This window comes from Vibrio sp. S12_S33 (genome assembly GCF_963889785.1).
Classification (GTDB): domain Bacteria; phylum Pseudomonadota; class Gammaproteobacteria; order Enterobacterales; family Vibrionaceae; genus Vibrio; species Vibrio aestuarianus.
In genome coordinates, this window is sequence record NZ_CAWPQZ010000007.1 from 39,278 (window position 1) to 51,775 (window position 12,498).

Sequence of the window (12,498 nt, forward strand, 5' to 3'; positions counted from 1 at the left end):
TAGCCCGGTATTTTGTTTTCACTTGATTTCTATCAAAAAAATTTATCGATAAGAAAAAATTTATTCATTAGCGCACACTTTAAGCCACTGTTAGAGTTCGCCCCCTTGAAGTTCCTAGAGTTATTCACCACACTCTCTTCTAGCGATTACAGCACGTTGTTGTATCGATGATAGCGCTTAATCCTTAGCGTTATCTTTAATTCTCAAAAAGATTGAAACTGCGATGAAAGAAAAAATGATTGTCGGATGGCGGGAAACTCTTTGCCTTCCAGCGTTAGGTATTGAAAAAATCAAAGCAAAAATAGATACCGGAGCTCGTACGTCTTGCTTGCACGCATTTAAAGTAGAAAGCTTTACGAAGGAAGAAGCGCCTTGGGTTCGCTTTTGGATCCACCCTTTACAACGGAATGATGAAAAAGTCGTCGTTTGTGAAGCAAAAGTGGTAGATGAACGCACCGTACGTGATTCAGGCGGCCATGAAGAAACACGTTACGTGATTGAATCTGAAGTCAGTTTAGGTGGTCAAATATGGCCAATAGAGATCACCTTAACCAACCGTGAAAACATGGCTTTTCGCATGCTGTTAGGCCGTACCGCTATGCACAATAAGATTGTCGTTGACCCAACACAATCCTTTTTAATCGCTTTCGAGGAGCACAAATAATGAAAATTGGTATTCTGTCACGTAACTCTTCGCTTTATTCAACCAAACGTTTGATTGAAGCGTGTAAAGATCGTGGTCACCAAGTCAAGGTTATCGACGCGTTACGTTGCTATATGAATATCAATTCAGACAAGCCAGAAATTCACTTTAAAGGTGAAGAGTTGGCGGGGTTTGATGCGGTTATTCCTCGTATCGGTGCTTCAGTTACTTTTTATGGTACTGCTGTTTTACGTCAATTTGAGATGATGGGAGTCTATCCTGTCAATGAATCGGTTGCGATCAGCCGTTCTCGAGACAAACTACGCTCAATGCAATTATTGTCGCGTAAAGGTATTGGTATGCCGATCACTGGCTTTGCTAGCAAGCCCGATGACGTTAAAGATTTACTCGAAATGGTTGGCGGTGCTCCAGTGGTAATTAAATTACTTGAAGGAACACAAGGCATCGGTGTAGTGTTAGCGGAAACGCGCAAAGCAGCAGAAAGTGTCATTGAAGCATTCATGGGCCTTAAGGCCAACATCATGGTGCAAGAGTATATCAAAGAAGCGGGTGGCTCTGATATTCGTTGTTTTGTGATTGGTGATAAAGTCATTGCAGCGATGAAACGTCAAGGTGCTGAGGGTGAATTCCGCTCAAACCTTCACCGTGGTGGTACAGCTTCTTTAATTAAGATTACTCCTCAAGAACGACGCACTGCTATCGAGGCTGCAAAAATAATGGGACTTAACGTTGCTGGTGTTGATCTATTAAGATCAGAACGTGGTCCACTTGTCATGGAAGTAAACTCATCTCCTGGTCTGGAAGGTATTGAGGCCGCAACTGGTAAAGATATTGCAGGGATGATTGTCGAATTTATCGAAAAAAATGCGGCAACAAAAGGAACAAAAACACGTGGCAAAGGTTAAAAAAAATAAGGAATTTGAATTTCTGGGGGAAGTCATTCCCCCAGGAACACGGAAAGCTATCGAACTAGAAGCCGCTAAGCTTTATACACACTCCCCTTTATCCATTCCCATCGAAATCATAAACGGAATTTCGTCAGGCCCAACACTCATGGTCAATGCCGCTATTCATGGTGATGAACTCAATGGTGTTGAGATAGTTCGTCAGTTGATTAACTCAGTTGATCCTTTGAAACTTAAAGGAACGCTGATCGTTGTACCCATTGTAAACGTATTTGGTTTCATCCATAAATCACGTTACTTACCTGATAGACGAGATCTCAATCGCTGCTTTCCCGGTAGCGAAACAGGCTCTTTAGCCTCTCGTATGGCACACACATTCTTTTCTCAAGTCGCACTGCGCTGTGACTACATTATTGACTTACACACGGGGGCGATTCACCGCACCAATCTGCCACAGATTCGCGCTGACCTATCGAACCCAGAAACATTATGTGTGGCTCAATCTTTTGCGACGCCAGTGATTATCGATTCGCCACTGCGCAATGGTTCTCTGAGAAGTGAGGCTGAAAAATCTGGCATTACGGTACTAACCTACGAAGCTGGTGAAGCCTTAAAATTTGATCCTCTTGCTATCAATGCAGGCATTGTTGGTGTCAAACGAACCATGCAAGCTATCGGTATGATGAGAAAAAGCAGAAAGTCGATCCCGACGTCGATCATTGCAAAATCAACCAGTTGGTTACGAGCTGAAAGCGATGGCATTTTAAGAACCGTAGTCACCTTGGGTGATAAAGTAGAAAAAGGCCAAGTTCTGGCTTATATCAACTCACCATTAGGCCACGTTGAGGTTGAATTAAAAGCGAATAAAGGTGGCATTGTCATTGGTCAGCAAACTTTGCCTTTGGTTAATGAGGGCGATGCGGTTTTTCACCTTGCATACTTCTCACAAAGTGATGATATGGTTGAACAAGTCGTTGGAGACTTCATTGAAGAAGTCGCAGATACCGATTTAGAACCATTAACTACAGGTCACATTACCCCACCTTCAATGGTCTAGCTCTAAAAACCAAGCCCTCATTAATAAGGGCTTGGTTTTATCACGTCTGATTGTATCCTAACTAAATGATGCCCATATCACCGTAGTGACAAGAACTGGGCAAACAAACTTCACATACCACGGCCAAATTTTACCAAACCAACCCAATTGGAATTCTGGGAAACCTTGCTCAAGTTCTTTGACCTTGCTGTGGCGATTCCATACCCAGCCACCAAACAGACAAAACATAAGCGCAGCCATTGGTTGTAAGTACTGTGTAGCTAACATCGCGACCAGCCCAAATAGCTCAGCAAAGTTATAAACAATAATCACACTGACGCTGGCAATCGTACCCCCTAAAATCCAGCTTGTTGATGTTCGCGCTGTATTAAAACGCTCACTCACTAAAGCAACGGGGCATTCCAACATTGAAATAGAAGAAGTTAATGCGGCAATTGTCAAAAGAGTAAAGAACACTATCGAAAATACTTGCCCTAACCATCCTAAACTATCAAACATCAGCGGTAACACAGTAAAAACTAATGTATCAGAACTTAGCAATGAGCCGTCTTCAGCATAGATCTGCACACCTTTATGCATGGCAACAAACATAGCTGGCAATACCACTAAACCGGCGATAAAAGCAACAGCGGTATCAACAAGTGTTACGCTCAATGCCATCTTAGGTAAATTTTCTTTCTTACTTAAATACGAACCGTAAATCAGCATCGAACAACCACCAATGGTCAAAGAAAAGAATCCTTGCCCCATTGCAGCCAATAATAGCTGCTTGTCCCAAATTTTAGAGAAATCAGGAATCAAATAGTGCTGTAACCCTTCCATTGCGCCCGATTGAGTCATGATGTAAATAAATAAAACACCAAACAATATAAATAATGCAGGCATCAAGCGAGTAGACCACTTTTCTATCCCTTGCTTCACTCCACCTTGAACAATGAGAATCGTCAAAACATAAAAAATAAGCGTCCCGAATAGATTTCTCTCAACGCTAAAGCCTTTAAACCAAGCGGTCATTTCAGCCATACCGAGCAGATCCGTGACCGCACCAAGGAGAAAGCAAATTAACCAACCACCTACAATGCTATAAAAAGCAAGCACAGCGCTAGGAACACTCAAGCCTATCCAACCAACAACGCCTCCGATAGCCTTGGCAACTGGATTAGCAGTGAGTGAACGCATACTATCGACAGGGTTTGCTTGCCCAAAGCGACCAATAGCCATTTCAACAACGAGCATAGGGAAGGCAACAACCATAATCATCACTAAGTAGACCAACAGAAAAGCACCGCCGCCATTACTGGCCGCTTGCGTTGGAAACCCCCAAATATTACCAAGGCCAACGGCTGCACCCGCTGCTGCTAAAATAAAACCAAGGCGAGAACCAAATAGTTCACGAGAATTAGATTGCGTCATACCACTCACACAGATATCAATAAACTAGCGGACTAGTACACTAATGCAAAGCGCGATAATGAGCAATCAGATTGCCTGTTTATTAAGCAAACAATCGGCAATTAGAATAACAGTCGGATGTAAATATTATTGAACAGAGAGTTGCGTTTTGGGGTTTGCTTGAAACTTTTGCACTAGATAACGTCCCCTACCCTGCGCTTTTGCAGAGTATAACGCTCGATCTGCGGCGTGATAAAAATATAAATAATCATTGAGCTTAGGAGTATCAATTTCAACACCACCAACACTGATTGATAAAACGTTATTTGATGGTGAAAATTGATGCACCATATACAGTGACTCAACGGCATTGACTAACTTCTCTCCATACGATTCACTGTCTATTTCCATATCACTTGCCAGTACCACACAAAACTCTTCGCCGCCAAAACGAGCAACAAGTTTTTCCCCACGACCATCAAACTCAAGACTGCCTAAACACTCAGCCACCGCTTTCAACGCTTTATCACCGTCTAAGTGCCCATAGTTGTCATTAAAAAGTTTAAAGTGATCAATATCGATTAAAAATAGTGTGATGTATCTAAACTCATACCGAGTTATATAGCTTTTAAAAACCTTTTCGAGGCGGCGTCGATTGGCAATTCGCGTCAGCGGGTCATGTTCTGACTGCCATTTCAACTCAGTGCGGCTTGTTTCTAACTCTGTCACTATCTGGTTGATCGTCCTTGAAAAAGCTTTCATCTCTTTAGATATAAATGTGCCCTCATGCGGCATTTTTCCACCTGAATTTTGAAATTGATCTAATACTTTATTAGCAGCGGTTATCGGTTTGACCAGCTTATTCACAACAATCAGGTTGAAGAAAAACATCAAGACAGAAAAGACAGCCAGCATCGACAATTCTTGCCAGTGAATAAAAGGAGGAATCTTAACACTGTGATTGACTTGAATTAATACCGTTGAGTGGTTACGGTAATCTAGCATTTCAAGATAGGTAATATTACTAATAGGCTTAAGCAAAACATCTTGATTGATCGAACAAGGATATTGGTACTGATTCCTGTCGCTTGTTCAATTCTATTTAAAAACTTGTTATTAATACGCTTTAAAAATATTAAATAACCTTTATCGCACTCTGAACCACCGCTGTTACAAACTCTTGAAGTTCCTATGATAAACAGTGCATTGTCGATAACGATAAAACAGATGATTGGGTCGACAAAACTTTGCTCTTTTCTCATCACCTCAGCAAGAAGTTCACCAAAGCGATAGCGTATCGAATCATAACTAATTTCATTACCCGTTTCGTAATCATATCTTAATCCCCAAACCAGTTGCACATTGTGGTCAAAAATAAAATACCATTCAATGAGTTAGATTCAAAAGCATGAGATCCAATATCATCTTGAACAAACTCCTCCGTTGGATTGCGAATAAAGTCTGCCATATCATTCCAAGCAGCGTAATCGGCTAATGAAGATCCTAACTCTGCTTTTGCAATATTAACGACGGTTTGAACCCGTTTTACTCCACCTTGCTGTAAAGATAAGGCATGCTCTACTGCGCGATCATAAGACCACATATACTTAAAAAGTAGGTAGCATAAAACGAACAATACAATGACTGTCACTGATGCCCAAGCGGTTAACCATTTTAAACTAAAATTTTTAAACAATGTTCAAACCATCAGCCACTGTAACGAAGTTGGGATGAGAAAAAGACACTCCCTAAGTTTAGATGGTAAACACCTGATAATCTTTTAGTTCAGGTATTTTTTGATGCAATTGTTGTTCTTGCTCAACCATATTGTCCAGGGACTCACAAAAATCGTCGTTCTCTTTTTGGATTTTAGTGGAATACTCATTTATACGCACAGCGAGTTTGTCTTTAAGTTCAGCTATGGTATTAGCCAGTTCGGTTAGATTTAACCCACCCTCTTGCTGCATTTTGCTCGATAGCGCCTCGAATGCGCTTGCGATGAACTCTTGATTGAACAAAGCCTTGGCCTTTTCAATATCTTCAGCCCATGTTTCACTCATTGATTCAAAAGTTTGAGCTGGTAACACTAAATCACCATCTTGGTAATAACGGCTTTCGATGTCGGCAAAAAATTCTGTCATCGACTGCTTAACGTTATCGAAAGCGTTTGGTGAATCAATGCTGGCCGCGATATCATCAAGAATATCATTAGCTAACGCGAGACCATCGCTGGCTAGTTGCTTCGCTTTCGGCAATGCCGTATTGATACCTTCTTGATATTTCTCCAACGCTGATTGCTGTTCAGCATCTAATTCGACTCTCTCACCATGTATGTATAAGTTATTCTGGTCATCCATTAGCACTTTATCGGTAGAGGTTTTAATGATCTCTACTTTTTCGCCATCCAAATGAACTTCATGACCAACATTCACTCGACACTGTGCGGCCCATAACGGCGAACTTAACATCATCGACGCTAGTAATATTATTTTTTTCATCGTTCTATCTCATGAGTAACATTGTGGGGAAACATATCAAAAATAAACATTCAATGAGTTAATAACTTGTCAGTAAAACACACCATTGCATCAATAGTTTCCAATACAATTTAAACCAGAAATAACCTAAGTGTGGTTGTTATTAACCAAATAAAGTTAGAAAAAACTCAGTTGCTTATTTAGTTCTTCAGGTTTTAACATCACTGTTAAGCCTAATAATCGAATTTCTCTGCCATGCTGACGCTGCAAAATACTTTCTAATAAATGCCGGAAATCATCCAATTCTAAACTGGAATGTAGATGCTCGATAGTGGTGAGCTGAAAGTCTGCAAACTTAACTTTTATACCTTGCTTTATAATGGCCATATCAGGACTAACTTTACGAAGCCTCATTTCTAGTTCAGGATAAAGCTTGGATTCAATTACATGCCAACACTCACTATAGGTTAAAATATTCTCACTGAATGTTCGTTCAACACCAACCGACTTTCGCTCTCGTTGAGTCACTACCTCTCTTGGATCTATTCCGTGGCTTTTTTTCCACAACGAAGCACCTAGCCGTCCAAACTGACGCAATAATTCTCGGTAATCACTTTGCTTTATATCTTTACATTTATAAAGCCCCGCCAGATGAAGCTTTTCTAGACTTACCTTACCAACTCCTGGAATTTTTTCTAACGGCAATTCATCCACTACTTGCTGAACCTTATCGGGTGGTATCACAAATTGTCCATTAGGCTTATTCATATCAGAGGCGACTTTCGCTAGAAACTTTATTGGGGCGACACCTGCAGAAGCCGTAAGCTGTAGCTCGGTCCAGATATCACGGCGAATCGCTTCCGCAATCAGAGTGGCGGAACCATGATATTGCGTAGCATGCGTGACATCTAAGTAGGCCTCATCAAGCGAGAGAGGCTCAATTAAGTGAGTATATCGCGAGAAAATGCCTCGAATTTGTTTCGACACCTCTTTGTAGACTTGCATTCGCCCAGGCACCACCAATAAACCAGGGCAGAGTTTGAGCGCTTGTGCGGTCGGCATTGCACTTCTCACACCAAATGTACGTGCTTCATAATTGCACGTACTAATCACGCCACGCTGCTTTTCATGCCCCCCCACAGCTAAAGGACACCCTCGAAAATTAGGGGTGTCACGCATTTCAACCGCGGCATAAAAGCAGTCCATATCAATATGGATAATTTTTCTCGTTTCTGCCGACATACAAGCTCGCCAAAATTACAACTGGATAAAAAAACAGTATACAGGCGAATTTTTCTTTCTCAACTGACAATTTCAGATGCAGATGAATCCGTATGTACGTCGTTATTTTGAGAAACCGTCAAAATTCTTTACAAAATAATGGCTTGTTTATGGTATTTTTGTTAATCCTATTTATTGTTTATGTTAGTAGTCAATAGAATTCCGGAGGCCTCTTTCTTGGGTAATAAAATACTGGTCGTAGAAGATAGCCGAGCTTTTCGCAACTACCTCCAACAACAGCTTTCTCAAGCTGGTTATGACGTATTTGCTGCAGAAAGCGTTGCCGAGGCGCAAACGCATCTTAATAATAATCATGATTTCCTATGTGCAGTTCTCGATTACTGCTTACCTGATGGTCAAGATGGGGAAGTGATTGATCTCGCGTTGCAAAACAATCAAAAAGTGATTGTTTTGACCGCCATGTTTAATGAGGAAGTTCGAGCCAAAGTGCTCGCCAAAGGGGTGCTAGATTACATTTTAAAAGACAGTATGGTGTCTGTCTCTTACCTTTTGCCCTTAGTTAAACGTCTTACTAACAATCATCTACATAAGGTGTTAGTTGTCGATGACTCCAAAGTAGTGAGAAAACACATCAAACAATTATTAGAACACCAATATATTTATACCCTCGAAGCCGAGAACGGTGAAGACGCGTTAAAAGTATTGGAAGAGCATCCTGAAATAACCTTCGTCATTACTGATCACGATATGCCAAAAAAAGATGGTATTACGATGATTCGTGAAATTCGGGTAAGTACAGACAAGAATAAACTCGCCATTTTGGGGCTCTCTGGTAGCGGTGATCGAACCATGACTGCTCGCTTTCTTAAAGCTGGAGCGAACGACTTTCTCTACAAACCATTCAACCAAGAAGAGTTCTTTTGTCGTGTCCACCAAATCATGGACATGAAAGAAGCGACCAACGAACTCTACCGCATGGCCAACCAAGATGCCCTGACAGGGCTGTGGAATCGTCGTTACCTCTTTGACCAAGAGTGTAACGGTTGCGAACTACGCCATATTGCTATGCTTGATATCGACCACTTCAAAAAAGTGAACGATACTTTGGGCCATGATGGCGGTGATGTTGCCTTAAAGACCGTAGCCAACATTCTAAAAATTTGCTTTCCCAATGAAATCGTGGCGCGGTTTGGTGGTGAAGAGTTTTGTATCCAATCCTGTCAAAGTTACGATGATTTCGTCACTCGCTTGGAACACATGAGACAACGAGTGGAGAAAACCACCATCAGACACAAGGAGCACAACATTCATATCACCATCAGTATTGGAGTTTCATCTGTAAATGATGAGCTTAAAAACCAAATTCGTGAAGCGGATGGCTACCTATATCAAGCAAAGGAAAATGGCCGAAACCAACTGGTTAGTCGATAAAGAAAACGCCCGAAGAAGTTCGGGCGTTTTCTTTTAAGCGATGCGGTCTTTATCCCACTGCGCTAGTTTTTCAGCTCTAGCCGCTTCACGTGCTTCACGCTTTTTACGTGCATCACATGGTTCTGGACAGTTACATACTTTATCAATCCCCACAGCACCAAGCCCACCACAACTACCTTTAACTACTTTCTTTTGAAATACGTAGCCAACTGCCATCGCAGCAATCACACATAAAAAAACACTGAATGTAATGAAAAACGTACTCATGGTTTACTCACTTTTATTTAAATAGGGCTTAAAAGCTGTCGATGCAATCTCTTTAAACCCGTTGTCTGTTTTCACAATCATAAACACTGGGATCTGCTGTTGCTCAGCCACTTCCATTCCCTTGACTTCACCAAGTACCATTAACCCGGTCGCTAAGCCATCAGCTGTCATTGATGAAGCATCAAGCACGGTAACCGACACGACTTTATGATTAATCGGTTTGCCTGTTTCAGGGTTAATGATATGAGAATAGCGAATTCCGTCTTGTTCGAAGTAATTACGATAATCACCAGATGTTGCAATTGCTAAATCACCAGGTTCAATAATTTCTTGAATCGTACGCTCATCAATAGTGGGCTTTTCAATAGCAATTCGCCAAGGGACACCATCTCGGTTTAACCCTTTCAAGCGCATCTCACCACCGACTTCGACCATGTAATTTTCAATACCTTGCGACTGAATATAGTCAGCAACCACATCAACTCCCCAGCCTTTCGCTATTGTAGATAAATCGACATAAAGATTAGGAAGATCTTTACTCAGTGTAGTACTTGTTGCCGATAAATGTTCAATACCGATGTTTGCCATTCTGTTTGCTAATTCGGCATCAGTAGGCACAACATCAGGTCTGGCTTCTGGGCCGAACCCCCATAGATTAACCAGAGGACCTACAGTGACATCTAGCGCACCTAAAGTCAGTTGATTCAGTCGGATCGCTTCTTTCACAACAATAGCCGTTTGGCTCGATACAGTGAAAGGCGTTGTCTCCTGAAACTGGTTAAAGCGGCTTAACTCGGAATCTTTACGATAAGTCGACATTTGATCATTGACTTGTTCCAATAAACGATCGACTTCTTTTTGTACACTTTCAGAGCTCGGAATGCCGTCTGCTTTAATGTATTTAATATTGTATGTGGTACCCATCGTCGGGCCGCTAAGATGCACTTGCTCGACTGGTTTTTCACAACCCGCCAACACAAGTAAAGAAGCTAACGCAACAAGCCATTTTTTCACTTGTTTACTCCTATCAATGAAAAGTGGATATAGGAAAGAAGTCGCATTCCTATTTGCTATATCAACTCAATCAACCATTATCGATTGTAGAATTTGAACCTTTTTAAAAAAATATCAAACTTCAATTACAATGAGAATAAAAACAAATGGCTGACCCCTAAGAGCCAGCCATCACTTAACTATCGAGGTAAATTAACCACCGAAGTCATCAAGAAGGATGTTTTCATCTTCTACACCAAGATCTTTCAGCATGCCGATAACCGCAGCGTTCATCATTGGTGGACCACACATGTAGTATTCACAATCTTCAGGAGCTTCATGATCCTTAAGATAGTTTTCGTATAATACGTTGTGGATGAAACCTGTGTATCCGTCCCAGTTATCTTCCGGCATTGGGTCTGAAAGCGCACAATGCCATACGAAGTTTGGATTCTCAGCAGCTAAGCCATCGAAATCTTCCACGTAGAACATTTCACGTTTAGAACGAGCACCGTACCAGTAAGACATCTTACGAGTTGACTTCAAACGCTTCAGTTGGTCGAAGATATGAGAGCGCATCGGCGCCATACCAGCACCACCACCGACGAAGACCATCTCTGCATCAGTGTCTTTCGCGAAAAACTCACCAAATGGCCCAGAGATCGTACACTTATCACCTTCTTTCAGTGACCAAATAAACGATGACATTTGACCTGGTGGTACGTCTGGATTATTTGGTGGCGGCGTAGCAATACGCACGTTCAACATAATAATACCGAACTCTTCTGGGTAGTTAGCCATTGAGTAAGCACGGATGATATCTTCATCTACCTTAGACTCGTAGCGGAACAAGTTAAACTTATCCCAGTCGCCACGATACTCTTCAGGTACATCAAAGTCTGAGTATTTGATGTGGTGAGCTGGCGCTTCAATCTGAATATAGCCACCCGCACGGAAAGGTACGGATTCGCCATCAGGGATCTGCAGCTTAAGCTCTTTGATGAATGTTGCCTTGTTATCGTTAGAGATAACGGTACATTCCCATTTTTTAACACCAAAGATCTCTTCTGGAAGTTCGATATCCATGTCAGTCTTCACTGCAACCTGACACGCTAAACGCTCACCCTCACGAGCTTCGCCTTTAGTAATGTGGTCAAGCTCGGTAGGTAGAATATCACCACCGCCAGATTTCACTTTAACGCGGCACTGACCACAAGAGCCACCACCACCACAAGCAGATGATACGAATACACCAGAACCAGCTAGCGCGCTAAGTAGCTTGCCACCTGGCGTGGTTACGATGGCTTTATCAGCATCGCCATTAATTGAGATTGTAATGTCACCTGTTGGTACTAGCTTCGATTTAGCGAATAAAATCACTAATACGAGTGCTAGAACAATCAGAGTAAACATCACTACACCAAGAATAATGTCCATTGACTATTCCTTTATTGTTGCGGTTTACCCGACTTACAGTTGAACACCAGAGAAAGACATAAAGCCTAACGCCATCAAACCTACCGTGATGAAGGTGATACCCAAACCACGTAAACCCGGAGGTACATCTGAGTACTTCATTTTTTCACGAATACCGGCAAGAGCGACAATTGCAAGCATCCAACCTACACCCGAGCCGAAACCATATACTACTGATTCTGTGAAGTTATAATCACGTTGAACCATGAAGGATACGCCACCAAAGATGGCACAGTTTACGGTGATCAACGGTAGGAAAATACCTAATGCGTTGTACAAAGGCGGGAAGAAACGATCCAAGATCATTTCTAGAATCTGTACTAATGCCGCAATGACACCGATAAAGGTAATGAAGTTAAGAAATGTCAGATCGACGCCTTCAACCAAAGCATTCTCTTTCAGTACTAGGTTGTAAACTAAGTTGTTCACTGGTACTGAAATAGTCAGAACCACAACAACCGCGACACCTAAACCAAAAGATGTCTTTACTTTCTTAGATACCGCAAGGAATGTACACATACCTAAAAAGAAAGAAAGCGCCATGTTTTCGATGAAAATCGATTTCACTAGCAAACTAATATAATGTTCCATGAC

Annotated in this window: 12 protein-coding genes and 1 pseudogene; 4 read left to right on the forward strand and 9 right to left on the reverse strand. The window is 41.7% G+C overall.

Annotated elements, in window-relative coordinates; all coding sequences use genetic code 11:
* Positions 1 to 223: 223 nt before the first annotated feature.
* From AACW06_RS05205 to AACW06_RS05215, 3 genes are read left to right on the forward strand one after another with little or no spacing between them, the layout of a single operon-like run.
* The gene (locus AACW06_RS05205; protein ID WP_053310900.1) at positions 224 to 664 is read left to right on the forward strand and encodes an ATP-dependent zinc protease family protein; all 441 of its coding nucleotides are present in this window, start codon (positions 224 to 226) and stop codon (positions 662 to 664) included.
* The gene (gene rimK, locus AACW06_RS05210) at positions 664 to 1,569 is read left to right on the forward strand and encodes a 30S ribosomal protein S6--L-glutamate ligase (protein WP_192074288.1); all 906 of its coding nucleotides are present in this window, start codon (positions 664 to 666) and stop codon (positions 1,567 to 1,569) included. Before AACW06_RS05205 ends, rimK begins: the two co-directional genes overlap by 1 nt.
* Entirely contained in the window at positions 1,529 to 2,626 is a 1,098-nt protein-coding gene (locus AACW06_RS05215) for a succinylglutamate desuccinylase/aspartoacylase family protein (RefSeq protein WP_192074289.1), read from the forward strand. The genes rimK and AACW06_RS05215 overlap by 41 nt, the downstream gene beginning before the upstream one ends.
* A 57-nt stretch (positions 2,627 to 2,683) precedes the next feature.
* Here the strand turns inward: AACW06_RS05215 and AACW06_RS05220 are convergent, their stop codons facing one another.
* From AACW06_RS05220 to dinB, 5 genes and pseudogenes are all read right to left on the reverse strand, one after another.
* Positions 2,684 to 4,039: a sodium-dependent transporter gene (locus AACW06_RS05220; protein WP_192074290.1), complete on the reverse strand. Its 1,356-nt coding sequence runs from the start codon at positions 4,037 to 4,039 to the stop codon at positions 2,684 to 2,686.
* Between the two features lie 126 nt (positions 4,040 to 4,165).
* Positions 4,166 to 5,059, reverse strand: coding sequence for a GGDEF domain-containing protein (locus tag AACW06_RS05225; protein ID WP_238336636.1), 894 nt, complete (start codon positions 5,057 to 5,059; stop codon positions 4,166 to 4,168).
* Positions 5,017 to 5,621: pseudogene (locus tag AACW06_RS20950) on the reverse strand (CHASE4 domain-containing protein). Before AACW06_RS20950 ends, AACW06_RS05225 begins: the two are co-directional and overlap by 43 nt.
* Before the next feature lie 151 nt (positions 5,622 to 5,772).
* Complete coding sequence (locus tag AACW06_RS05240) at positions 5,773 to 6,516, reverse strand: YggN family protein (protein ID WP_192074291.1); 744 nt, start codon at positions 6,514 to 6,516, stop codon at positions 5,773 to 5,775.
* 156 nt (positions 6,517 to 6,672) lie between these two features.
* Positions 6,673 to 7,737, reverse strand: a complete 1,065-nt coding sequence (gene dinB / locus AACW06_RS05245; RefSeq protein WP_192074292.1) for a DNA polymerase IV — start codon at positions 7,735 to 7,737, stop codon at positions 6,673 to 6,675.
* A gap of 216 nt (positions 7,738 to 7,953) precedes the next feature.
* Between dinB and AACW06_RS05250 the strand changes: the two genes are divergently transcribed.
* Entirely contained in the window at positions 7,954 to 9,168 is a 1,215-nt protein-coding gene (locus tag AACW06_RS05250; RefSeq protein WP_192074293.1) for a response regulator, read from the forward strand.
* Between the two features lie 33 nt (positions 9,169 to 9,201).
* On the opposite strand, the gene nqrM is transcribed toward AACW06_RS05250, so the two are convergent.
* From nqrM to nqrE, 4 genes are all read right to left on the reverse strand, one after another.
* Positions 9,202 to 9,435, reverse strand: coding sequence for a (Na+)-NQR maturation NqrM (gene nqrM, locus AACW06_RS05255; protein ID WP_192074294.1), 234 nt, complete (start codon positions 9,433 to 9,435; stop codon positions 9,202 to 9,204).
* Positions 9,436 to 9,438: 3 nt separating this feature from the next.
* Positions 9,439 to 10,449 carry an FAD:protein FMN transferase gene (locus AACW06_RS05260; RefSeq protein ID WP_171979461.1) on the reverse strand — a complete coding sequence of 337 codons (1,011 nt, stop codon included), beginning with the start codon at positions 10,447 to 10,449 and terminating at the stop codon, positions 9,439 to 9,441.
* Between the two features lie 192 nt (positions 10,450 to 10,641).
* On the reverse strand, positions 10,642 to 11,865 hold the full coding sequence (gene nqrF, locus AACW06_RS05265) for an NADH:ubiquinone reductase (Na(+)-transporting) subunit F (protein WP_053310893.1): 1,224 nt from the start codon (positions 11,863 to 11,865) through the stop codon (positions 10,642 to 10,644).
* 33 nt (positions 11,866 to 11,898) lie between these two features.
* Entirely contained in the window at positions 11,899 to 12,495 is a 597-nt protein-coding gene (gene nqrE, locus AACW06_RS05270; protein WP_053310892.1) for an NADH:ubiquinone reductase (Na(+)-transporting) subunit E, read from the reverse strand.
* Positions 12,496 to 12,498 lie beyond the last annotated feature (3 nt).

What these genes read in the sequence shown, in the direction of transcription:
- nqrF (WP_053310893.1), bottom strand. Translation starts at nt 11,865, where the DNA reads ATGGACATTATTCTTGGTGTAGTGATGTTTACTCTGATTGTTCTAGCA.
- AACW06_RS05205 (WP_053310900.1), top strand. Translation starts at nt 224, where the DNA reads ATGAAAGAAAAAATGATTGTCGGATGGCGGGAAACTCTTTGCCTTCCA.
- AACW06_RS05240 (WP_192074291.1), bottom strand. Translation starts at nt 6,516, where the DNA reads ATGAAAAAAATAATATTACTAGCGTCGATGATGTTAAGTTCGCCGTTA.
- AACW06_RS05220 (WP_192074290.1), bottom strand. Translation starts at nt 4,039, where the DNA reads ATGACGCAATCTAATTCTCGTGAACTATTTGGTTCTCGCCTTGGTTTT.
- nqrM (WP_192074294.1), bottom strand. Translation starts at nt 9,435, where the DNA reads ATGAGTACGTTTTTCATTACATTCAGTGTTTTTTTATGTGTGATTGCT.
- nqrE (WP_053310892.1), bottom strand. Translation starts at nt 12,495, where the DNA reads ATGGAACATTATATTAGTTTGCTAGTGAAATCGATTTTCATCGAAAAC.
- AACW06_RS05215 (WP_192074289.1), top strand. Translation starts at nt 1,529, where the DNA reads ATGCGGCAACAAAAGGAACAAAAACACGTGGCAAAGGTTAAAAAAAAT.
- dinB (WP_192074292.1), bottom strand. Translation starts at nt 7,737, where the DNA reads ATGTCGGCAGAAACGAGAAAAATTATCCATATTGATATGGACTGCTTT.
- rimK (WP_192074288.1), top strand. Translation starts at nt 664, where the DNA reads ATGAAAATTGGTATTCTGTCACGTAACTCTTCGCTTTATTCAACCAAA.